A 21,355-nucleotide genomic window follows, 5' to 3' on the forward strand; every position below is an offset into this window, starting at 1 on the left:
GCCTACTCGCCGCGGCGGGCCTCGGTCGACTCGTAGCGGCGGGTGAAGTCGAGAATGCGCGCGGTGACCAGTTTCGGGAACTGATGGAAGAGTCCGTGTCCGGCCTTGGGAACGATCTCGACTTCGCAGGTGGGCACGTTGTCGCGCAGGCGCTGTGCGGCGGGCTGCGGATCGACCACCAGCGAGTCCGACCCGATCAGCATCAGAGTCGGTGTGGTGATCGTGGCCAGGCGCTCATCGGTGAACATCTTCGGGTAGCCGATCGTGGGGATATACCCGAGAGCCGCCTTCACACCGGCGAATTCCGCGTCGGTCAGCGTAACGCCAGGGTTGAGCCGTGCATTCATCGTGCGGAGGTTCTTATCCGTGGGCCGGGCGCCCACGCGCAGCATCATCCACAGCAGGCTCCATTTGATCTTCGTCAGAATGCCGCTCGGCTCCACGACATTCACGCTCACCAGCCGAGCCTGCTGGGTGGTGGCGATGACCATCACCTGCCACGCGCCTTGCGAATAGCCGACCAGATGGACCCGGTCTACGCCGAGACCGTCGAGGACCTCGCCGAACCAGGTGCCGAAGCCCGTTTCGTCGATCGGCGCGGTCTGCACACTCAGGCCGGGTGTGCCGATCATCTCGGGCATGTAGACGACGCGGTCACGAGCGAAGTCCTCGATCACGTGGTCCCAGGACAGGCTGTTGCCGCCGAGCGAGTGCATCAGCACGATCGGCACCCCCGCTCCCGCACCAGCTTTGCGCACGCGAGTGGATCCGAAGGATGTGTCGACATCGCGCGTGGTCGACGGGATCCGCCACTGCTTCTCCAGTTCTCGATAGGTCCGCAGGTACTCCTCGCGCGCCTTGTCGTTCTTGAATCGCCCGATCTTGGCCATGACCACCCCTGTTCCTCGTTGGTGATATAAACGTACCACAAAGATGGTATGGGCGTACCATGAAAATCTGCCGGGACAGAAGGAGGCGCGGATGCCGCGTTTGGCCGATCACGAAGAACGGCGCAGATCGATCACCGGTGCTGTGCGACGGGTCATCGCCCGGGGCGGACTCGACGCCGCGACCTTCCAATCCGTCGCCGCCGAAGCCGGGGTCTCGGTGCGGTCGGTGCAGTACTACTTCGGCACCAAACGGGAGTTCCTGCTCGCCACGCACCGTGCTGTCGTCGAGGATTCCGGCGCCAGGATGGCCCGGGGATTCGCCGGTCTCGGGCCACAAGCCGGTCCGCGAGATATCGTCCGCACGATCCTCATCTCGATCCTGCCCCTCGACGAGGCCAGTCGGCACGACGCCGTCGTTCTCGGCATCTTCCACGCCGCGACGCTCACCGGTCCCGACGTGGAATCCGCCGATACCGCGGGCGCCCCGAACTACATCGTCGACGCTGTCGCGGGACAACTCCGGCAGCTGCGTGGTCCCGGCGCCGACGAGCGAACGCTCATCGCCGACGCCGAGGTCATCCTGCTCGCAGTCGCCGGGCTGACGCAGGGAATGCTCACCAACGACGACTATGCCACGCGCGCAACACAATTGGTCGATCACCTGCTCGACCGGGTGCTCGACGCCTGAAATGCGAAGAGCCCCGGCAACAGTCGCCGGGGCTCATTCGTCGGACACTCCGAATTACTTCTTGCGTTCCTTCTTCTCCCGCACACGCACCGAGACGCGCACCGGCGAACCGTCGAAGCCGAACTCCTCACGCAGGCGGCGCTCGATGAAGCGGCGGTAGCCGGCCTCGAGGAACCCGGTGGTGAACAGCACGAATGTCGGCGGGCGGGTGCCCGCCTGGGTGGCGAACATGACGCGGGGCTGACGACCGCCGCGCATCGGCGGCGGGGTGGCCGCGATGACTTCCTTGAGCCAGGTGTTGAGACGGCCGGTGGAGATGCGCTTGTCCCAGGACTCGAGCGCGGTTTCCATCTGCGGCACCAGCTTCGCCACGGCGCGGCCGGTGTGGGCGGAGATGTTGACCCGCTGAGCCCACGGCACCCGCACCAGATCGCGATCGATCTCACGCTCGAGCATGTAGCGGCGATCCTCGTCGACCAGGTCCCACTTGTTGAACGCCAGCACCAGCGCGCGACCGGAGTCGGCGACCAGGCTGATCACGCGCAGGTCCTGCTCGGTGATCGGCACCGAGGCGTCGATCAGCATGATCGCGACCTCGGAGGCTTCCAGCGCCGACTTCGTGCGCAGCGATGCGTAGAACTCGGTGCCGGTGGCATTGGAGACCTTGCGGCGCAGCCCGGCGGTGTCGACGAACTTCCAGGTCTTGCCGCCGAGTTCGACCAGCGAGTCGACCGGGTCGACGGTGGTGCCCGCGACATCGTGGACCACCGAACGCTCGTCGCCGGCCAGTTTGTTGAGCAGGCTGGACTTGCCGACGTTCGGCTTGCCGACCAGCGCCACGCGACGCGGTCCCGCGACGCCGGTGCCTTCGCGCGGAGTCTCGGGCAACGCGCCGAGGACGTCGTCGAGCAGGTCGCCGGTGCCTCGACCGTGCGCGGCCGAGACCATGCGCGGCTCGCCGAGACCGAGCGACCACAGCGAGGCCGCCTCGAGTTCGACCTTCTGGTCGTCGACCTTGTTGGCCACCAGGATCACCGGGATCTTGGACCGGCGCAGTTTGCGCACCGCGGCCTCGTCGGTCGTGGTGGCGCCGACGGTGGCGTCGACGACGAGCAGGATCGCGTCGGCGGTTTCCATCGCCACCTCGGCCTGGCGCGCGACGTGCTGCTGCAGGCCCTTGGCGTCGGGTTCCCAACCGCCGGTGTCCTGCACCATGAAGCGGCGCCCGGCCCAGTTGGCCTCGTACGAAATGCGGTCGCGGGTGACGCCGGGAACGTCTTCGACCACCGCTTCACGCCGGCCGAGAATACGGTTGACCAGGGTCGACTTGCCCACATTGGGGCGGCCGACCACGGCCAGCGTCGGCATGGCGACATGCTGTTCGCCTTCGCCGTCCCCGTCGATGTCGAGGACATCCCATTCGGACTCGTCGGTCCAGGTTCCGTCGCCTACGAGAATCTCCTCGATCATCGCGGACCTCCTGTCGTGGCCGAAAGTTGCTGGGCCACCACGCGATACAGCTCCTCGATGGTCTGAGCCATCGTCAGGTCGCTGGTGTCGACGAGCACCGCGTCGGCGGCGGGGCGCAACGGCGACACTGTGCGGGTGGAGTCGAGGGTGTCGCGGCGCTGCACGTCGGCCAGCACGGCCGCGTAATCGTCGCCGCGGCCCTCGCGGATGTTCTGGTCGTTGCGCCGCTGCGCGCGTGCCTCCGCGGAGGCGGTGAGATAGATCTTGGCGTCGGCGCCGGTGAGCACGACGGTGCCGATATCGCGGCCTTCGACCACGATGCGTCCGGCCATCGCCGTGATCTCACGCTGCAGGTCGACGAGCTGCTCACGCACCTGCGCCACGGCCGAAACCGCGGACACCGCCTTGGTGACGGCGTCACCGCGGATCTCGCCCGAGACGTCCTCGCCGTCGAGTTCGATGACCTCATGGCTGGGATCGGTGCCGATCGACAGCGGCAGTGCCGCAACGGTTTCCGCGATGGCGGCCGCGTCGGTCAGCTCGACGCCCGCACGCAGCACGCGCAGCGTCGCGACCCGGTACATGGCGCCGGTGTCGAGGTAGCGGGCGCCGAGGCGCGCCGCGAGCCGACGCGACACACTGGACTTGCCGGTGCCGGAGGGGCCATCCATCGCGACGACGAGCGTCGCGTCACCGGTCATCCGGTCGCCGGCGAATTCCAGGGGAAAGTCCACACCGTTCACAGCTGCACCGCCTCGTAGAGTTTGCCGATCTCGTCGCGGCCGAGCACCCGCAGGGTGCCGGGACGCTGGTCACCCAGCGCGACCGGGCCGAGGTGGGTGCGCACCAGCCGGATCACCGGGTGGCCGACCTCGTCGAGCAGCCTACGCACAATGTGCTTGCGGCCCTCGTGCAGCACGAGCTTCACCAGCGACCGGCCCTGGTAGGCCTCGAGCACCGTGAACTTGTCGACCTTGGCCGGCCCGTCCTCCAGCTCGACGCCGTCGCGCAGGCGCTTACCGACCAGGCGGTAGTTCACTTCGCCGTCGACGGTGGCCAAGTAGGTCTTGGGAACCTCGTACGAGGGGTGCATCAGTCGATGCGCCATCTCGCCGTCGTTGGTGACCAGCAGCAGGCCCTCGGTGTCGGCATCCAGACGGCCGACATGGAAAAGTCGCTGACCAGCGGCGATCCGCTCGGCGATGATATCGCCGACGCAGGGGCGCCCCAGATCGTCGGACATCGTGGACTGCCAGCCTCTCGGCTTGTTCAGTACCAGGTGCACCAGTTCGTCGCGGACGACGACCCGGGTGCCGTCGACGCGCACGACCGCGTTCTCGGCGTCGATACGCAGACCCTGCTCACGCACGATCTTGCCGTCGACCTCGACGCGACCGGCGGCGATCATCTCCTCGGCGGCGCGACGCGAGGCCACGCCCGCCTTGGCGAGGACCTTCTGCAGGCGCTCGCCTTCGCCCCACGGGAGCTTCTTCGGGCCCTCTGTGACATCGGAGTGCTGGTGACGCGCGGGCTTGGCGTTGTTCAGGATCGTCGGGGCGACGACCTTCTTCTGCGGCTTCGCGGCCTTCTTGCGTGCCGCGAAGGCCTGGGTTCCGGCCGAAGCGCCGCTGCGCTGACCAGCCGTGCCACCACGCTGTCCGCGGTCGGCGTCACCACGCGGGTACCCGCCACCGCTCGAGGCGCCGGTACCGCGGCGGTCATCGCGCTGGCCTGCGCCTGCGGGGCCGCCACGACGGTCGTCACGCTGGTAACCACCGGCAGAGGGGCCACGACGGTCGCCACCGGACGGGGCGCTGCGTCGATCATCGCGCTGGTAACCGCCAGCGGACGCGCCACGACGGTCGTCACGCTGGTAACCACCTGTGGTGCCGCCACGGCGGCCGCCGGACTCGGCGTCACGCTGGTAGCTACCGGCGGAGCGGGCCGCTGTCTGATTGCCGCGCTGGAAGCCACCGGCGCCGGTGCCGCGGCGGCCTGGAGCCGCTCCCTGCCCGGTGCGCGCACCCTCACCACGGTTGCCCGAGGTTCGATTCGCGCCACTTCGGGGCTGGTCGCTGCGATTTCTTCGATCCGGTGTGCCATCTCGGCGAGCGGAATTATTCATCTGTCCTGTCAATCGTCGGTGCCGAGATCCATATCGGACTCGGCGGGTTTTTTCAGCCTGGTGAACCGGGGATCGGTTTCCAGACTCTCGCTGATCTCGTCGATCAGATCGACGCCGGGAAGCAGCGGCGCCAGCAGTGGCAGGTCGCCGAGAGAGGCGAGCCCGATCCGTTCGAGGAACAACTCGGTGGTGCGGTACAGCGTGCCGTTGGTTTCGGGGTCCTGACCCGCTTCCGCGATCAAGCCTCTGGCCAACAGCGTGCGCATCACTCCGTCGACGTTCACCCCTCGGACCGCGCTGACCCGCATGCGGGTCACCGGCTGGCGATAGGCCACTACCGCCAAGGTTTCCAAGGCGGCCCGGGTCAGTTTCGTCCGGGCCCCGTCGAGCAGTACCCGCTCGACATAGGGCGCGTACTCCTGTCGAGTATAGAAGCGCCACCCGTCACCGACGAAACGCAGGTCGATGCCACTGCCCCGCGCGGTCAGTTCCGCCGACATCGCGCGCAGCACGGTTTCCACCCGCTCGCTGGTGTCGTCCAAGGCCGCTGCCAGCTGTTCTGTCGGTGCCGGGGCGTCCACGACGAGCAGCATCGCCTCCAGTGCCGACCGCAGTTCGAGGTCGTCGAGTGGCTCGGAGGTGAATTCCACCACTGTCTCGCTCATCCGTAATCCTCCTCGAACGTCAGGGCCGCTGCTTCGGCGTCGGGCTCGAGCTCGCCGAGCCAGCTCACCGCCAACGGCCCGAGCGGATCGGGTTGGTCGAAGACGATGGTCTTGCCGCGATACAGCTCCAGCAACGCCAGGAACCGCGCCACGATTTCCACCGGGACTGTGCAGTCGACCACCAACTCGGCGAAGGTCGTCCAGCCGCCCGAACCGCGTTCCTTCAATCTGGCCAACACCAGCTCCGCCTGCTCGGCCACCGAGATGGTGTGCATGTGTAGATGCCCGAGTCCGACCTCGGCGACCGGCCGTGGCCGGAAGGCCGCCGCCGCGATCTCGGCGAACGCGGCGATATCCACCCCGAGGGTGACCTCCGGCAGCAGCCCTTCGAACTGTTCCTCCAGCGCCACCGAGCGCGGATACCGACGCAACGCTGCGGCTTCCAACTCGGCGAGCAGCTCGGCTACCTGCTTGAACGCGCGATATTGCAGCAGTCGCGCGAACAGCAGGTCGCGCGCGTCGAGCAGTTCGAGATCGTCGGCATCGGTCATCTCGCCGGAGGGCAATAGCCGAGCAGCCTTGAGATCGAGCAACGTGGCGGCGACAACGAGGAATTCGGTGGTCTGATCGAGAATCTTGTCCGCGCGCAGCTTGGTGTTCTCGGCCAGCTCGGCGGTCAATGCCTTGGTATAGGCAATGAATTCGTCGGTGACCTGGTGCAGCGCGACTTCGGTGACATCGAGTTTGCGCGAGCTGATCAACGTCAGCAGCAGATCGAACGGCCCCTCGAAATTGGTGAGCCGCAGATGAAAACCGGATTTGTCCGCCGCCGGCACCGCGTCTTCGGGTACTGCTTGCACCGCAGGTGTAGCTCCGATCAACGGCCAGACCGGTGGATGACCTCACGGGCCATCGCTCGATACGACTCGGCGCCGCCCGATTTCGGCGACCAGGTGGTGATCGGCTCTCCGGCGACACTGGCGTCGGGGAAGCGCACGGTGCGCGAGATGGCGGTGTCGTAGACCAGGTCACCGAACACTTCGACCACCCGCGACATCACCTGACGCGAATGCAGCAGGCGCGCATCGAACATGGTGACCACGATCCCATACAGGCTCAGCCGCGGGTTGAGACGGTCGCGCACCTTCTCGACGGTGTCGTTGAGCAAGGCGAGCCCGCGCAGCGAGAAGTATTCGCATTCCATCGGAATGATCACGCCGTCCGAGCAGGCCAGCGCGTTGACCGTGAGCAGACCGAGCGAGGGCTGGCAGTCGATGAGGATGTAGTCGTACCGGTCGCGCACATCGTGCAGGGCTCGGCCGAGCGACTGTTCGCGGCCGACCTCGTTCACCAGCTGGATCTCGGCGGCGGAGAGGTCGATGTTGCTGGGTAGCAGGTCCATACCGTCGACCTTGGTGGTCTGCAGCACGTCGTCGACCCTGGCCTTGCCGCCGATCAGCAGGTCGTGCACGGTGAGTTCGAGATCGTGGTGTGCCACGCCGAGCCCGGCCGAGAGCGCGCCCTGCGGGTCGAGATCCACGAGCAGCACCCGGCGACCGTACTCGGCCAGTGCCGCACCGAGATTGATGGTCGAGGTGGTTTTCCCGACCCCGCCCTTCTGGTTGCACATGGCGACAACCAGTGCGTCGCCATGTCGCTGGATCTGCGGTGGGTCGGGTACCAGTCGCAGCGGGCGGCCTGTCGGGCCCATCTCGACGGCCTCGGCGACCTCTTCCGGTCCACCGTCCCACGGTGTTTCCGCTGTCGTCACGATCCGCTGCTCCTTATGCGTTTTCCTTGCCGGTAACCCCTGTCGAGGGTAGCGATGCCGATCCGGGATCGGCTCGCTTTCGTACGGTCCAACTGTGGGTAGACGCTACCGCTCGGACCGGTGAGGTACAGCATGGCAACGCCGGGCGTGTTCGCACGATACCTGCTCAGCGCGTATCGGAGGTGGCCGTTCACGTCGCACGGGGATGGGCCGTCGCCCACACTTCACGCAGGGTGCTCACCGTCACGAGCGTGTAGATCTGGGTCGTGGTCACCGACGCGTGGCCGAGCAGTTCCTGCACCACCCGCACATCGGCGCCGCCGTCGAGCAGGTGGGTCGCGAACGAGTGGCGCAGCGTGTGCGGCGAGACCGTCGCCTCGATTCCGGCGCGTTCGGCCGCGGTCTGCAAGACCTGCCACGCGCTCTGCCGCGACAGCCTGCCGCCGCGAGCATTGAGGAAAAGCGCGCCGCCGGAACCTTTTCCGCTCGCGGCAAGGGCGGGTCGACCACGCACCAGGTACGCGTCGACGGCCCCGAGCGCCGGACGGCCGATCGGAACGAGACGCTGTTTTCCGCCCTTGCCACGCAGGACCACACAGCGTTGCTCGGCGTCGATATCGTCGACATCGAGCCCCACCATTTCCGAAATTCGCGCGCCCGTGGAATAGAGCAACTCCAGCAGCGCCCGGTCGCGCAGTCCGCGCGGGCCGCCATCGGGTCCCTCCGGTTCGTCACCCACCGATTCGAGAAGGCGCAGAACCTGGTCGTAGGGCAGCGCTTTGGGCAACCGGCGGCCCGGTGCGGGTGGTTTCACCGCATGCGCCACATCGCTGTCGGTGACGCCCTCGGCGGCGGCGAACCGGTGCAGCCCGCGCACCGCGATCAACGCCCTCGCCACCGAACCCGCTGCCAGCGCTGGATAGTCGGCACCGCCCGCGCGCAACGCCATGGTGAATTCGGCGACGTCGCCCTGGGCCACCGCGCCCAACGACTCGACACCGCGTCCGGTCAAGAAGCTCCGATATCGAGCGAGGTCGCGACGGTAGGCGCCGAGGGTGTTGCGCGCGGCGCCGCGCTCGACCGCGAGATGGTCGAGATAGGCGTCTATCTCCCGCTCGAGCACACCCTCGCCTGTCTAGTCCCCGCCGACCGCTGCGGTGCTCACGGGTGGTTACCGTGCGCCGCTGCGGCCTTGCGCCGCAGGAACGTGGTCGGCTGACCGGGCCATGGCGCGTCGGCCGCGCGCAGCGGGACCTCGCTCGCCGCGGCCGCGGCATAGGCGAGCACCCCCGCGACCGCGGTCGCGTTCACGATCTCCCCCGCGAGCGCTGCCCGCACCGCCTCGGCGAGCGGCATGCGCACCAGCTCGAGGTCGGCTTCCTCGTGCTCGGGATCGGGCCGGTCGGTGACGCTGAGACCGGTCGCGAAGAACACGCGCAGCGCCTCGTCGGTGAAACCCGGCGACAACGCCACATCCACCAGCACCGACCACTGCGCGGCGGCGAGGCCCGTCTCCTCGGCCAGCTCTCGCTTGGCCGCGGTGAGCGGGTCCTCGCCGTCGATGTCGAGCAGCCCGGCGGGCAATTCCAGCAGTCGGGTGCCGATCGGATGCCGGTACTGACGGATCAGGACGACATTGCCGTCGTCGTCGAGCGCGAGCACCGCGACCGCACCGTGATGCTCGATCACCTCGCGCTCGGCGACCCGCCCGTCCGGCATCCTGACCTGATCCTGACGCAGGGCCAGGATCGCACCGCTGTAGAGCACCCGGCTCGACACCGTCTCGAAGTCGTGACTACCGGGCTCGCTCATGCGTTCCTATCGCCGATGTTCCTAGGCTTCCGCGGCCTGCTCCGCGAGCTCTTCCTCCGGGAAGTCTACGGGAAGGCGTTCGGCCAGTTTGTATTTCAACGCGGCGTTGATCAGCGCCGCGAACAGCGGATGCGGCCGGGTCGGACGGCTCTTGAGCTCCGGATGCGCCTGGGTTGCGACGAGGAACGGATGCACCGAAGCCGGGTACTCGACGAACTCAACCAGGTGCCCGTCGGGCGAGGTGCCCGAGAACACCAACCCGCTCTTGGCGATGGCATCGCGGTAGGAGTTGTTCACCTCGAACCGGTGCCGGTGCCGCTCGGACACATTCTCGGTGCCATACGCCTGCGCGACGACCGAGCCCTTCTTCAAGGTGGCGGGGTAGGCGCCCAAGCGCATGGTGCCGCCCAGATCGGCATCGCCGGCGACGACGTCTTCCTGATCGGCCATGGTCGAGATGACCGGGTTCTTCGTGTCCGGCTCGAACTCCGCGGAGTTCGCGTCGGCGATACCGACCGAACGCGCCGCCTCGATGACCACGCACTGCAAACCGAGACACAGCCCGAGCAGCGGGATACCACGACGGCGGGCATAACCGATCGCACCGAGCTTGCCCTCGATGCCGCGAATGCCGAACCCGCCGGGAATCAGCACGGCGTCGACATCACGCAGCGCCGCCTGCGCACCAGCCTCGGTTGCGCATTCGTCCGACGGCACCCAGCGAATGCTCACCTTGGCGCGATGCGCGAAACCACCCGCGCGCAGCGCCTCGGTCACCGACAGATAGGCATCGGGCAGATCGACGTACTTGCCGACCAGCGCCACCTCGACGGTCTCACGCGGAGCATGCACGCGATCGAGCAGATCGCCCCACACCGCCCAGTCCACATCGCGGAACGGCAGCCCGAGCTTGCGCACCACGTAGGCATCGAGGCCCTCGCTGTGCAGCACCTTCGGGATGTCGTAGATCGACGGCGCGTCCGGCGTGGAAATGCACGCCTCCACGTCGACGTCACACATCAGCGCGATCTTGTTCTTGAGACCCTGCGGCACCTCCCGGTCGCAACGCAGGATCAGCGCGTCGGGCTGGATACCGATATTGCGCAGCGCGGCCACCGAATGCTGGGTCGGCTTGGTCTTGAGCTCACCCGAGGGCGCCAGATACGGCACCAGCGACACATGCAGGAAGAACACGTTGTCGCGACCCACGTCGTGCCGGATCTGGCGGGCCGCCTCGAGGAACGGCTGCGACTCGATGTCACCGACGGTGCCGCCGATCTCGGTGATCACCACATCCGGCACGTGCCCCTCGAGATCGGGCCCCTGCATCGCGAGGATGCGGCTCTTGATCTCGTCGGTGATATGCGGGATGACCTGCACCGTATCGCCCAGATACTCGCCCCGGCGCTCCTTGGCGATCACCGTCGAATAGATCTGGCCGGTGGTCACATTCGCGTCCATCGTCAGATCGCGATCGAGGAAACGCTCGTAGTGCCCGACGTCCAGGTCGGTCTCGGCGCCGTCCTCGGTGACGAACACCTCGCCGTGCTGGAACGGATTCATGGTGCCCGGATCGACATTGAGATACGGGTCGAGCTTCTGCATCGTCACCCGCATACCGCGTGCGGTCAGGAGCTGACCGAGGCTGGAGGCGGTGAGACCCTTACCCAAAGAGGAGGCGACGCCACCGCTCACGAAGATGTGCTTGGTGGCATTTTTAGCCTGATTCCGTTGATGACCCACGGACCACCACTGTACCGCTAGTCCGCCACTCCGCGTATTTTGCCGGTCGTTTGCGGGCGGCGTGTTGGGTTCGCGGGCCTGCGGAGAGGCGCTGAGCGGCCTCTGGGCGTACCCGAGGAGTTACCTATGTTCTCGGGTGATCAGTTGTCGCGTCGGTACGCGGGTCGTGGGAATTCGCGTGGGGAGAGTGGCGGGGGTCTCGGTCAGCGGGGCATTGCTACGAGGGTCAGCGAAGTCGCCGTCGGGCCGGTTCCGTAGCGGCCCGCGCCGCCGGTGAGTTGTTCTGTCAGGGCGAGTGTTGTTGTTACCCGGCCTATTTCGCGGTCGATATTGTCGACCGTGGTGACTGTGGTCGCGAGGGGGGCTTGGGCTCGGACGTTGCCGATCGGGGCGTCGGGCTCGGCGGCGCCCGTGCGGCCGGCGAGGACTGTGCCCGCGGCTCTGGCGCGCAGGGCCGCGGTGAAGCGGGCGATAGTCGCGCCCTGGCCGGTGTCGGGTTCGACACCGTTGCCGGTGATGACGACGGCTAGTTGCGCGGGTCTCGTCGGGGGGTCGGTGTAGGTGAGGAAGTCGCCGCCTCGGAGGGTCTCGAGGATCAGCGACAGTTCCTCGGGGGTGCTGCGGGGGCGGTTGGTCGCGGGGTCTTGGAGTAGGGCCAAGCCGAGGAGATCGCCCGCGATGCTGCCCTGGTCTACCGCGCCGGTGTTCAGTTGGGCGCCGGCGGGGACGATGTTGGTCAGCGTGGAGCGCATGCGGTCGCCCTCGCCCGCGTCGACGAACGACGCCGTCAGGGCGACGCGGCCGGTCACGGTGGCGCCCGCCGTGCGCAGGAAGTCGCTCACGCCGTCGATGTCGGCGGGGTCGGCGTCGGGGGTCGTGAGAACCACGACGGTGCGATCGGCCAGGGTGCCGTTCAAGATGCGGGCCGCCGAGCCCGCGATGAACCGGTCGGCGGACTCCAGGCCCGCGGTGAGTCGGGCGGTGCGGGCGGTCAGCTCTTCGACCTCGGCGTTCAGGTCGGTCTTGTCCGACCGAAGGCCCGAGATCATGTCGCCCGCGAGACTGTGCGACCCGAGCACCACGCCGACCGCGAGCGCGAGGAAGATCGCCGCGATCGAGATGGCGTGCTGACGCAACGAGATCACAGCAGACCACGCACCCACAGCACGAAGCTGTTCCAGTACTCGATCGCCCAGTCCAACACTTCGGAACCGTTGTGCGAAGCCAAGATCACCACCACGATCGCCACCAGCGCGGCCAGCACCACCAGCGCTACCGCGGCGCCCGCGGAACGATGCCGATACAGGGTCGACACCGCGTTCGCGTCGACCAGCTTCGCCCCGACCTTCAACCGGGTCAGGAAGGTGGCCGGATTGCTGTCACGGCGGCCACGGTCGAAGAAGTCCTCGAGCGAAGCGGGAGCGCCCGCCAGCACGATCAGCGACGCACCGTGGTGGTCGGCCAGCATCAACGCGAGATCGGTCGGCGAACCCGACGACGGGAACGTGGTGGCGCCGATGCCGAGATCCTGAATGCGCTCGAGGCCCTTGGCGTGGCCGTCGGTATCGGCGGGCAGGATCATCTCGGCGCCGGACTTCAAGGTCTCGGTACTGATCTCGTCGGGTTCACCGACGATCAGGTCGGGCGTGTACTTGAGCTTGCGCAAGGTATCGGCGCCACGACCCACCCCGATCAGAATCGGCGCGTACTCCTTGATGAACGGCTTGAGCCGCTGCAATTCCGCGAGATGACCGGAACCGTCGGCGATGACGACCACATGCCGTTCGCGCATGTCCAGCTCGATATCCGGCACGCCGACACCGTCGATCAGCAGCGCGCTCTCGGTGCGCACGTATTCGGTGGTGTTGCCCGCGAACGCGTCGAGATGATCGGCCAGACCGTTGCGCGCCTCGATCATCCGGTCGACGATGGCCGACTCGTCGAACTCGATGCCCTCGACCAGAACCTCGGGTTCCTTCTTCGTCAACCGGTCGGCGTAGACGATGCCGCCGTCGATGCGGACCCTTGTCCCGTCCTTGATCTTGCCGAACGCGTCGGAGGACACCGTGTCCATCAGCACGATCCCATTGGCCACCAACACCTCCGGTCCGAGATTGGGATACCGACCCGAAATCGACGGCGAGGTATTGATCACCGCGAGCACCCCCGCCTCGACCAGCCGATCGGCGGTGTGGCGGTCCAGGTCGGTCTCGTCGAGGACGACCACGTCCCCGGCACCGACGCGCCGCAGCAATCGTCCGGTATCGCGATCCACCCGGGCGATCCCGGCGACACCGGGCAACGTTTCCGTGTTCCGTGACAACAACGCCGGCATCTTCATGAGGCCGATGATGAAGCCAAACCCTCAACCTTTGGTGGAGGCGCGCCGGTCGGCGGACGGCTGACGACTACCCGTATGCTCCAGGTCACAGATATTTCGGACAGGAGACACATCCATGCCACGTAGCACCGTCGAGACGGTCTTCGACGCACCTCGCGACATCGTCTACCGCCTCTTCACCGAGCGTGAGAGCGTCAGCCCGTACCTGCCGATCCAGGTCAAGCTCATCAAGGCGGGCGACCCGATCACCGGTGTCGGCGCCCAGCACACGCTCGGCCTCGGCAAGGTCGGCGTCACCGAGGAGATCACTGCGCTCGTTCCCGGTGAGCGGATGGAGTACAAGATCATCAAGGGCGCGCCCGTCAAGCGCCACGTCGGCACGATCGACTTCGCTGATACTGCCGAGGGTGGTACCCGGGTGGTGTACACGATGGAGTCCGAGCCTTCGCTGCCGGTGCCTGCGCCGGTGCTCGAGTTCGGGCTGCGGCAGCTGACCAATCAGCTTCTCGGTGGTGTGCGTAAGGCGCTGCGCTGAGGGTTGGTACGGCGCTGCGCTGAGGTTTGGTGGGGGTTGGGGCTTGGGGTTCGGTAGTCCTTAGGGCACTGGCTGTGTTTTTGGAGCGCTGGCGCGCTCGAGTCGCGGCCCCTGGGGGCCGCCGGTTAGCCACCGGGGCTTGCTCCTTCGTCGCGTACGCCCCGGCGGCTAACCGGTGGCCCGGCCGCGACCGGCCACTTTGTGGCCGTCCCTCCCTAGGGGTCGGGAGTGCGGTGGGTGGGAATGTGGGGTGTGGGGTGTGGGGTGTGGAGGACAGGTAGACAGGTGTGGTGGGGCGGGCTGGGGATTGGTCGTGCGGTATTGATCGTTCAGGCGGGTAGGCGCTCGGCTCGGGCGGTTTCGAGTAGTTCTTCCGCGTGGGCGCGGCCGGTTTCCGTGTCATCCAGGCCGGCGAGCATGCGGGCCAGCTCTACCACTCGTTCGTCGTCGGTCAGGGTGCGAACGCCGCTGTCCACCTTGCCTTTTCCATCGTCGGACTTGTTCACCACCAGGTGGGTGTCCGCGAAGGCCGCTACCTGGGGCAGGTGGGTGACCACGATGACCTGATGGGTGCGGGCCAGGCGGGCCAGGCGCTTGCCGATCTCCACCGCCGCTCGGCCGCCGACACCTGCGTCTACCTCGTCGAACACCATCGTCGCGCCGTGATCGGAGCCTGCGAGCACCACTTCCAGGGCCAGCATCACCCGTGAGAGTTCGCCGCCGGAAGCGCTCTTGCTCAACGGCAGTGACTGCGCGCCGGAGTGCGCGGAGAGCCGGAACTCGACTTCGTCGCACCCGTTCGATCCCGCGTGCAGTTGGGCACCGTCGACTTCGAGCGGCGCCGAATCCTGCGGGCCTGCCGGTAACGGGCGAACCTGGACTTCCAGTCGCGCCTTGCCCATCGCGAGGCCACCGAGTTCGGTACTCACCGCGGTCGCCAGTTTGCCGGCCGACTTCGCCCGCGCGGCACTGAGTTTGCGGGCCGCCTCCCGTACCTTGCCCGCGGCCGTGGCGACCTCGCCTGCCAGCTTGGCCAGCGCGTCCTCGGACACATCGAGCGAGTCCAGGCGCGAGCGCGACTCGTCGGCCCACGCGATCACACCGTCGATATCGGGCGCGTATTTACGAGTCAGCGATTTGAGCTCGGCCTGCCGGTTGAGCATCGTGTCCAGCGCGCTGGGGTCGGACGGCAATTCCGACAGGTAGCTGCTGAGTTCGGTGGTCACGTCGACCACCACCGCGATCGCCTCGCCGAGGCGGGGAGCCAATGCGGACAGCGCCGGATCGTCGGCGCTGTCGAGGCGGGCTCGGGCACCACCGAGCAGATCCAGCACGCCGCCACCGTCGGCCGGGGCGTCGGTCGGGCCCGACAGTGCCTCGTGCGCGGCGGCGCCCGCCTCCCGCAGCGAATCGAGGTCGCTGAGTCTGCGGATCTCGGCGACCAGGCGGGTGTCCTCACCGGGTTCGGGCGCGATGCCGTCGATCTCGGTGAGCGAGTGCTTGAGCCGGTCGGCCTCCAGTGCCAATTCTCTGCTGCGCGCGGTGCGTTCGAGCAGTTCGGCCCGCGCGTCCAGCCAGGACCGGCGATGCACCTGATACTTGCGCAGAAGTCCGGCGACGCCGTCGCCGGCGAACTGGTCCAGTGCCGACAGCTGCTGTTCGGGCCGCTGCAAGCGCAATTGGTCGTTCTGGCCGTGCACGGTCAGCAGCCGGGAGGTGAACTCACCGAGCACCGCGGCGGGCACGCCACGCCCGCCGAGATGCGCGCGCGAGCGTCCGTCGCTGTTGACGGTGCGGACCGCGATCACGCTGCCGTCCTCGTCGGACTCGGCGCCCGCCGATTCCAGCACCTCCCGAACCGCCACGCGCGCCGCGTCGTTCACGTCGTCGACAACGAAACGACCCTCCACCACGGCTTTCGCCGCGCCGAGGCGTACCCGTCCCGCGTCGGCGCGCGCACCGCTGAGCAGGTGCAGGCTGGTGACCACCATGGTCTTGCCCGCACCGGTCTCGCCGGTGAGCACGGTCAGACCGGCGTGGAACTGCGCGGTGGCCGTCGAGATGACACCGAGTCCGTCAATCCTGATCTCTGTCAGCATCAGTGCTCTTCCGTTCGCTGTCTGCCCCGCCAGCCGGTGACCGGCAGTTGGAACTTGCGCACCATCCGGTCGGCGAAGGGTGCCGAATCGAGCCGCACCCAGCGCACCGGATGTTCGCCGCGCACCATTTCGGCACGGCCGCCCCGCGGCAACGCGAGAGTGCGTCTGCCGTCGAGGAAAACGATCGCATCGTGTCCGGTCGCCACGGTCTCCACCGCGATCAGCGACTCCGGGCTGGTCACCAGTGGCCGCGCGAACAACGCGTGCGCATTGCTCGGGATCACCAGCATCGCCTCCAGTTCGGGCCACACCACCGGCCCACCCGCTGAGAACGCGTAGGCGGTCGACCCGGTGGGGGTGGAGATGAGGATGCCGTCGCACCCGAACGACGAGACCGGCCGCCCGTCCACTTCGAGGACCACTTCCAGCACACCCATCCGCTGGGCGTTCTCCAGACTGGCCTCGTTGAGCGCCCAGCCGCGGCCGACGACCGTGTCGTCCACGCGCACGGTGACATCGATCGTCATCCGGTTCTCCACCTGGTAGTCGCGATCGACCACCTGCGAGAGTGCCTCGTCGAGGTTCTCGGCCTCGGCCTCGGTGAGAAAACCGATGCGGCCCAGGTTGATTCCGAGCACGGGCACACCGGTGGGCCGCCCGAGTTCGGCAGCGCGCAAGAACGTTCCGTCGCCACCGAGCGCGAGCACCATCTCACAGCCCTTGGCCGCGGACGGGCTGTGCGGCACCACCCGCACCGGGTATCCGGCTTCGTCCTCGAACCGGGTGCTGTCGGCCTCGTCCGCCAGCACCCGCAGGCAGATGCCCGCTTCGGCGAAGATCTTCGCCACTCGGTGCGCCGTCTCGATGATCTCGGCGCGACCGGGATGGGCGACGAGCAGAATCTCCCTGCCGCCGGCTCGAGTGCTCACTGCGGACCCTCCTCGACTGCCTGCGCGACCATCGCCCGCACCTGTTCGGCGTCGTGGTCGAACGGACCGACCTTGCGCAACCACAGGAAGTACTCGACATTGCCCGACGGGCCGGGCAGCGGACTGGCGACCACACCGAGGGTTCGGAGTCCGAGCGCGGCGGCGGCGGTCGCGACATCGCACACCACCTCGGTTCGCAGCGCGGGATCACGCACCACACCACCCGCGCCGACCCGGTCTTTGCCGACCTCGAACTGCGGCTTCACCATCGGCAGCAGGTCGGCGCCGTCGCCCGCGCATGCCGCCAGTGCGGGCAGGACGAGCCCGAGCGAGATGAACGACAGATCGCCGACGACGATTTCGACTGTGCCACCGATGGATTCGGGGGTGATGTTGCGCACGTTGGTGCGGTCGAACACCCGGACCCGGTCGTCGTTCTGCAGTCGCCAGATCAGCTGGCCGTAGCCCACATCGACCGCGACCACTTCGCGCGCGCCCTTGTCGAGCAGCACGTCGGTGAACCCGCCGGTCGACGCACCCGCGTCCAGGCACCGCTTGCCGTCGATGCCCAGACCCTCGGCTTCGAATGCCTCGAGCGCGCCGAGCAGCTTGTGCGCGCCACGTGAGGCCCACGACACCTCGTCGGGTTCTTCCCGCACGATCAGCGGGGTTCCCGTTTCCACGGCCGTCGCCGGTTTCACGGCGACTGTTCCAGCTATCAGGACGCGGCCCGCGCCGATCAGTTCGACCGCGTGTTCTCGCGATCGCGCCAATCCGCGTCGAACCAGCTCGGCGTCCACCCGCGCTCGTCTGGCCACCTCAGATCTTGTCCACTGTCGCCAGCGCGTCCACCAGCACGTCGTGCGCCTGTTCGAGGATGCGCGCACGACGAGTGATGTCGGCACCGGCCTCGGTGTTCTCCGCTGGGCCCGCGACAGGACGCGGACCGAGCTCGGCGAGCAGTGCGTCGACCTCGGACTTGATCCGGAGCGGATCGGCCGGTTCCTGATGCGCCGGTGCGCCGGGCAGGTGAGCGCCCGGCACGGGAATCCCGGGCCTCGGTGGCTGTGACGCGCCGTTCGGCGGTGAACTCGCAGTACTCATCGTGGCGTCAACGCTATCGGATTTCCGAATCGACCGCGCGCACCCGTACCGCCCTGCCGGGATACTGTCGCAACAGTTCCGCGATGTCGGCCGGTGCCACGGCTTGCGTCACAGCGGCGTCGTTGAGGGCATCGAGGGTGGCCGCGACGTAAGTGGGGATCCGGGCGGCGGGCGCACCGATCACCTCGTCGAGTGTGCTCACTCCCGTCAGCACCAGCAGCGAGTCGAGACCGAGGCCGTTGGCGCCCTCGATGTCGGTGTCGAGCCGATCGCCGACGACCAGCGCGCGGCGGGTGCCCGCTCGCTCGATCGCGTCTTCCATCAGTGGCGCGTAGGGCTTGCCCGCGACGAGGGGCTCACCATCGGAGGCAGTAGCCAGGGCCGCAACCATCGAGCCGTTGCCGGGGGCGAGGCCGCGCTCGTTGGGCAGGGTGCGGTCGGTATTCGCGGCGATCCACAGCGCGCCGGCGCGTAGCGCGTAGGCGGCCTCGGCGAGGTCGGGCCACGCGGTCGTCGGCGAGTGACCTTGCACGACAGCCGCAGGCGGGGTCTGCCCGAACCGACGGATCGGGTCGAGGCCGACCGCCTTCACCTCGGCGGCCAGATCGTCGGTGCCGACGACGAGCACTCTGTCGCCGGGACTCAGCCGCTGTGCCAGCATGCGAGCGGCGGCTTGCGCGCTGGTCACCACATCGTCCGCGGTGGCCGGGTAACCGAGTTCGTCCAGGTGGTGCGCCACGGCACCGGGGCCACGCGCGGCATTGTTGGTGACATACACGAGCCGTTGCGCCGAATCACCTTCCGGGGCAAGCGCTTCGGGCGCACCTTCGATGACGTCGGGTCCGCGGTACAGCGTTCCGTCCAAGTCGAGCAGCAATGCCTCGTATCGATCGCGTAGCCGGTCCATCCACCCTCACTCCGTTGTCACTGCCGGGTCGAGCACATCCGCGACCCTAAGCGAGGCCACCGACAGCTTCGGTTCTCCTCGACTGTCCAATAGCGCTCGCACTCTTCATGATCGAGCATGCCGGACGGGTTCACCCCCGGTCCGCCCGGTTTCCGTACTTCTCACCGAGCGCGCCGCGGACACCCACCGATATATCGCGTGGCAGCGACGCCACGCCCTGCCACGTGGCGAACACCACACACTCGCTAGATCTGCACGCTCGCCGACCACTGCTGAACGAGGAACGTCCGGTCAGCCGATTCGGTTACCTCATGACAGACCCAACCGAGTCGGCCGCATCGTTTTCGCCGACATGGGAAAAGCCGCCGGTCGGGAACCTGTGACGGTCCCCGACCCGCGGCCCTTGTGGTCCTGCTACTGCGCGTCGCCGGTGAGTTCGGTGGCCCGCTCCTCGGCGTCGGTTTCGTCGTCGAGATCGGCGGCAGCGGCATTGAGGAACCACTGCAGCCCGTCATCGGTGCGACCCGCTGCCACCAGCGCGTCGGCGTAGGCGTAGAACAGGCGCGCCGCGGCCGAGCCCGTGCGTGACGGGTCCAGATCGGCGGCCTGCAAGGTCACGACGGCCTGGTCGAACTGTCCCAGATCCATCCGCGCGCCCGCCACGACCATCCGCAGTTCGGCGGCTTCGTCACCGGTGAGCGTTTGCGCTTCCTCGCTGCGACCGAGCTCGATGGCCCGTTCGGGCCTGCCGAGACCACGCTCACAGTCGGCCATCACCGCGAGCAGACCGGCACCACCCGACATACGGCGTGCGGTCCGCAGCTCCGACAGCGCTTCGGCCCATTCCTCGGCGTGGTAGGCCACCACACCAGCGGTCTCCCGCACCACCGCGATCCGGCCCGCACGCTGCCGTGCGGCCCGAGCGTGCGCCAGTGCCGCGCGCGGGTCGTCCTCGAGCAGCTCGACCGCCATCACCATGTGCCGGGCCACCGAATCGGCATTGTTCTTGTCCAGGCTCAGCAGGTCGCGGCGCACAGCCGGATCCAGATCGGTAGCCTGCACGTCCTCGGGCAGATCAGGCTCTTCGGGACGCGCCGCACGGCGATCGTCGGGACGGCTACCTGTGGTCCGCGCACCTTCGCCGCCACGACGACGGTCATCGCCGAAGTCATCCGAGCGCGACGCGCCACCGGACGTACGCGGCCGGTCGTCACGGTCGGAACGGCCGCCGCGATCCGCGAATCCACGCCGTTCGCCGCGATCGGTGGCACCGTCGGCCCGGTCGTCACGATCCGTACTGCTGGACCGGTCATCGCGATCGGCACTGCTCGAACGGTCGTCGCGATCCGACTCGCCTCGGGTGAGATTGTCGCGATCGGCGCCACGCGGCGGCGCGTCGAGGTCGGAATCGTCACGGTCGGCGTCATTCACATCGCCACGGTTCGAGCCGCGATCGGCGGCACGCGGCCGACTGTCGAGATCCGAGGCCACCCGCGAGCTGTCGCTGTCGGGCTCCTCGCCGGAGCGGTCGGCGTCGCTGGGACGCTCATCTTCATCACGGTCGATCGCGGTTGCCGTGTCGTTGTCTTTATCGGTTGCCCGCGGCGCGGCCGAGCTCACGCTGTCCTCGGACTGCTCAGTGGACGCTACCGACTCGTCGACCGAAGGCTTGTCGCCCGGTGCCGCCGACGTGTTGTCGGACGCACCGGTCTCGGCCCGGCTGTCGTCATCGAAGGTCGACTCGTCGCTCTCGGAGGCAGCCGCTGCCGAGACAACGCCGAGCACGTCGCTGTCGCGCTCACGACGCTTCTCCCGGTAGGTGCCGTCGAGCGGCTTGCCGTCCTCGTCGACGAACCTGCCCTGGCTGCCACCGGAGCGCGCGTCACGCTTGAAGCCGCCGCGACCGCGGTCGTCCTCGCGACGCTGGTAGCCGCCCTTGCCGCTGTCGTCACGACGCGGGTAACCACCCTTGTCGTCGCGCTTCTGGTAACCGCCACGATCGGAACCACCACGCGACCGGTCATCTCCGTCGCTACGGCGGAACCCGCCACCCGGACGGTCGCTGCCACCCTCATTACGACGGAACCCACCGCGATCGGAGCTACCACCACGGTCGCTGCCACGATCGGAGCTGCCGCGCGACCGGTCGTCGCCTTCGTTGCGACGGAAGCCGCCACCCGAACCGCCACGGGGACGGTCGTCGTTGCCGCGGTATCCGCCACGGTCACCACCGCGGTCGAAACCACCAGCGGGACGGTCACTTCCGCCCTCACGCC

The 21,355-nt window shown here is 67.9% G+C and carries 20 protein-coding genes; 2 read left to right on the forward strand and 18 right to left on the reverse strand.

The window, feature by feature from the left end:
* Positions 1–2: 2 nt before the first annotated feature.
* A complete protein-coding gene (locus NA12_RS27985; protein WP_067457903.1) occupies positions 3–890 on the reverse strand; it encodes an alpha/beta fold hydrolase in 888 nt (295 codons plus the stop codon).
* A gap of 91 nt (positions 891–981) precedes the next feature.
* On the opposite strand from NA12_RS27985, the gene NA12_RS27990 reads away from it, so the two are divergent.
* Positions 982–1,578 (forward strand): TetR/AcrR family transcriptional regulator, encoded by a 597-nt coding sequence (locus NA12_RS27990; RefSeq protein WP_067457999.1) that lies wholly within the window; start codon positions 982–984, stop codon positions 1,576–1,578.
* A 54-nt stretch (positions 1,579–1,632) separates the two neighbouring features.
* Here the strand turns inward: NA12_RS27990 and der are convergent, their stop codons facing one another.
* The 11 genes from der to steA all read right to left on the reverse strand — a co-directional run bounded on the left by der (position 1,633) and on the right by steA (position 13,505).
* Entirely contained in the window at positions 1,633–3,048 is a 1,416-nt protein-coding gene (gene der, locus NA12_RS27995) for a ribosome biogenesis GTPase Der (RefSeq protein WP_067457906.1), read from the reverse strand.
* Positions 3,045–3,749, reverse strand: coding sequence for a (d)CMP kinase (cmk, locus tag NA12_RS28000; protein ID WP_067458001.1), 705 nt, complete (start codon positions 3,747–3,749; stop codon positions 3,045–3,047). Before cmk ends, der begins: the two co-directional genes overlap by 4 nt.
* Before the next feature lie 38 nt (positions 3,750–3,787).
* Positions 3,788–5,173 carry a pseudouridine synthase gene (locus NA12_RS33310; protein WP_084473156.1) on the reverse strand — a complete coding sequence of 462 codons (1,386 nt, stop codon included), beginning with the start codon at positions 5,171–5,173 and terminating at the stop codon, positions 3,788–3,790.
* An 8-nt stretch (positions 5,174–5,181) separates the two neighbouring features.
* The gene (scpB, locus tag NA12_RS28010) at positions 5,182–5,838 is read right to left on the reverse strand and encodes an SMC-Scp complex subunit ScpB (protein WP_067457909.1); all 657 of its coding nucleotides are present in this window, start codon (positions 5,836–5,838) and stop codon (positions 5,182–5,184) included.
* Positions 5,835–6,716, reverse strand: coding sequence for a segregation and condensation protein A (locus NA12_RS28015; RefSeq protein WP_371856025.1), 882 nt, complete (start codon positions 6,714–6,716; stop codon positions 5,835–5,837). Before NA12_RS28015 ends, scpB begins: the two co-directional genes overlap by 4 nt.
* Complete coding sequence (locus NA12_RS28020) at positions 6,716–7,549, reverse strand: ParA family protein (protein ID WP_243655161.1); 834 nt, start codon at positions 7,547–7,549, stop codon at positions 6,716–6,718. The genes NA12_RS28015 and NA12_RS28020 overlap by 1 nt, the downstream gene beginning before the upstream one ends.
* A gap of 250 nt (positions 7,550–7,799) precedes the next feature.
* Entirely contained in the window at positions 7,800–8,732 is a 933-nt protein-coding gene (gene xerD, locus NA12_RS28025) for a site-specific tyrosine recombinase XerD (protein WP_067457917.1), read from the reverse strand.
* 38 nt (positions 8,733–8,770) lie between these two features.
* Complete coding sequence (locus NA12_RS28030) at positions 8,771–9,421, reverse strand: NUDIX domain-containing protein (RefSeq protein WP_067457919.1); 651 nt, start codon at positions 9,419–9,421, stop codon at positions 8,771–8,773.
* A 21-nt stretch (positions 9,422–9,442) separates the two neighbouring features.
* Positions 9,443–11,164 (reverse strand): CTP synthase, encoded by a 1,722-nt coding sequence (gene pyrG, locus NA12_RS28035; protein ID WP_067457922.1) that lies wholly within the window; start codon positions 11,162–11,164, stop codon positions 9,443–9,445.
* A gap of 203 nt (positions 11,165–11,367) precedes the next feature.
* Positions 11,368–12,309: a copper transporter gene (locus NA12_RS28040; protein WP_132370420.1), complete on the reverse strand. Its 942-nt coding sequence runs from the start codon at positions 12,307–12,309 to the stop codon at positions 11,368–11,370.
* Positions 12,306–13,505 carry a putative cytokinetic ring protein SteA gene (gene steA, locus NA12_RS28045; protein ID WP_067457928.1) on the reverse strand — a complete coding sequence of 400 codons (1,200 nt, stop codon included), beginning with the start codon at positions 13,503–13,505 and terminating at the stop codon, positions 12,306–12,308. Before steA ends, NA12_RS28040 begins: the two co-directional genes overlap by 4 nt.
* 115 nt (positions 13,506–13,620) lie before the next feature.
* Between steA and NA12_RS28050 the strand changes: the two genes are divergently transcribed.
* Positions 13,621–14,040, forward strand: a complete 420-nt coding sequence (locus NA12_RS28050; RefSeq protein WP_067457931.1) for an SRPBCC family protein — start codon at positions 13,621–13,623, stop codon at positions 14,038–14,040.
* A 329-nt stretch (positions 14,041–14,369) separates the two neighbouring features.
* Here NA12_RS28050 and recN read toward each other — a convergent pair whose 3' ends face one another.
* The 6 genes from recN to NA12_RS35075 form a co-directional block, all read right to left on the reverse strand.
* On the reverse strand, positions 14,370–16,139 hold the full coding sequence (recN, locus tag NA12_RS28055; RefSeq protein ID WP_067457933.1) for a DNA repair protein RecN: 1,770 nt from the start codon (positions 16,137–16,139) through the stop codon (positions 14,370–14,372).
* Positions 16,139–17,068: an NAD kinase gene (locus NA12_RS28060; protein ID WP_067457936.1), complete on the reverse strand. Its 930-nt coding sequence runs from the start codon at positions 17,066–17,068 to the stop codon at positions 16,139–16,141. The genes recN and NA12_RS28060 overlap by 1 nt, the downstream gene beginning before the upstream one ends.
* Complete coding sequence (locus tag NA12_RS28065) at positions 17,065–17,886, reverse strand: TlyA family RNA methyltransferase (protein WP_067457939.1); 822 nt, start codon at positions 17,884–17,886, stop codon at positions 17,065–17,067. The genes NA12_RS28060 and NA12_RS28065 overlap by 4 nt, the downstream gene beginning before the upstream one ends.
* A gap of 1 nt (position 17,887) precedes the next feature.
* Positions 17,888–18,172 (reverse strand): hypothetical protein, encoded by a 285-nt coding sequence (locus tag NA12_RS28070; RefSeq protein WP_067457941.1) that lies wholly within the window; start codon positions 18,170–18,172, stop codon positions 17,888–17,890.
* A 13-nt stretch (positions 18,173–18,185) separates the two neighbouring features.
* Positions 18,186–19,079, reverse strand: coding sequence for an HAD-IIA family hydrolase (locus NA12_RS28075; protein ID WP_067457948.1), 894 nt, complete (start codon positions 19,077–19,079; stop codon positions 18,186–18,188).
* 414 nt (positions 19,080–19,493) lie between these two features.
* Positions 19,494–20,645, reverse strand: coding sequence for a hypothetical protein (locus NA12_RS35075; RefSeq protein ID WP_207905684.1), 1,152 nt, complete (start codon positions 20,643–20,645; stop codon positions 19,494–19,496).
* Positions 20,646–21,355 lie beyond the last annotated feature (710 nt).

Origin of the sequence: Nocardia alba NBRC 108234 (genome assembly GCF_001612665.1) — a bacterium.
GTDB lineage: Bacteria > Actinomycetota > Actinomycetes > Mycobacteriales > Mycobacteriaceae > Nocardia > Nocardia alba.

Bases quoted from the DNA above. Each gene is read 5' to 3' on its own strand.
- NA12_RS27985 (WP_067457903.1), bottom strand. From the start codon at position 890: ATGGCCAAGATCGGGCGATTCAAGAACGACAAGGCGCGCGAGGAGTAC.
- NA12_RS27990 (WP_067457999.1), top strand. From the start codon at position 982: ATGCCGCGTTTGGCCGATCACGAAGAACGGCGCAGATCGATCACCGGT.
- der (WP_067457906.1), bottom strand. From the start codon at position 3,048: ATGATCGAGGAGATTCTCGTAGGCGACGGAACCTGGACCGACGAGTCC.
- cmk (WP_067458001.1), bottom strand. From the start codon at position 3,749: ATGACCGGTGACGCGACGCTCGTCGTCGCGATGGATGGCCCCTCCGGC.
- NA12_RS33310 (WP_084473156.1), bottom strand. From the start codon at position 5,173: ATGAATAATTCCGCTCGCCGAGATGGCACACCGGATCGAAGAAATCGC.
- scpB (WP_067457909.1), bottom strand. From the start codon at position 5,838: ATGAGCGAGACAGTGGTGGAATTCACCTCCGAGCCACTCGACGACCTC.
- NA12_RS28020 (WP_243655161.1), bottom strand. From the start codon at position 7,549: ATGGGCCCGACAGGCCGCCCGCTGCGACTGGTACCCGACCCACCGCAG.
- NA12_RS28030 (WP_067457919.1), bottom strand. From the start codon at position 9,421: ATGAGCGAGCCCGGTAGTCACGACTTCGAGACGGTGTCGAGCCGGGTG.
- steA (WP_067457928.1), bottom strand. From the start codon at position 13,505: ATGAAGATGCCGGCGTTGTTGTCACGGAACACGGAAACGTTGCCCGGT.
- NA12_RS28050 (WP_067457931.1), top strand. From the start codon at position 13,621: ATGCCACGTAGCACCGTCGAGACGGTCTTCGACGCACCTCGCGACATC.
- recN (WP_067457933.1), bottom strand. From the start codon at position 16,139: ATGCTGACAGAGATCAGGATTGACGGACTCGGTGTCATCTCGACGGCC.
- NA12_RS28070 (WP_067457941.1), bottom strand. From the start codon at position 18,172: ATGAGTACTGCGAGTTCACCGCCGAACGGCGCGTCACAGCCACCGAGG.
- NA12_RS28075 (WP_067457948.1), bottom strand. From the start codon at position 19,079: ATGGACCGGCTACGCGATCGATACGAGGCATTGCTGCTCGACTTGGAC.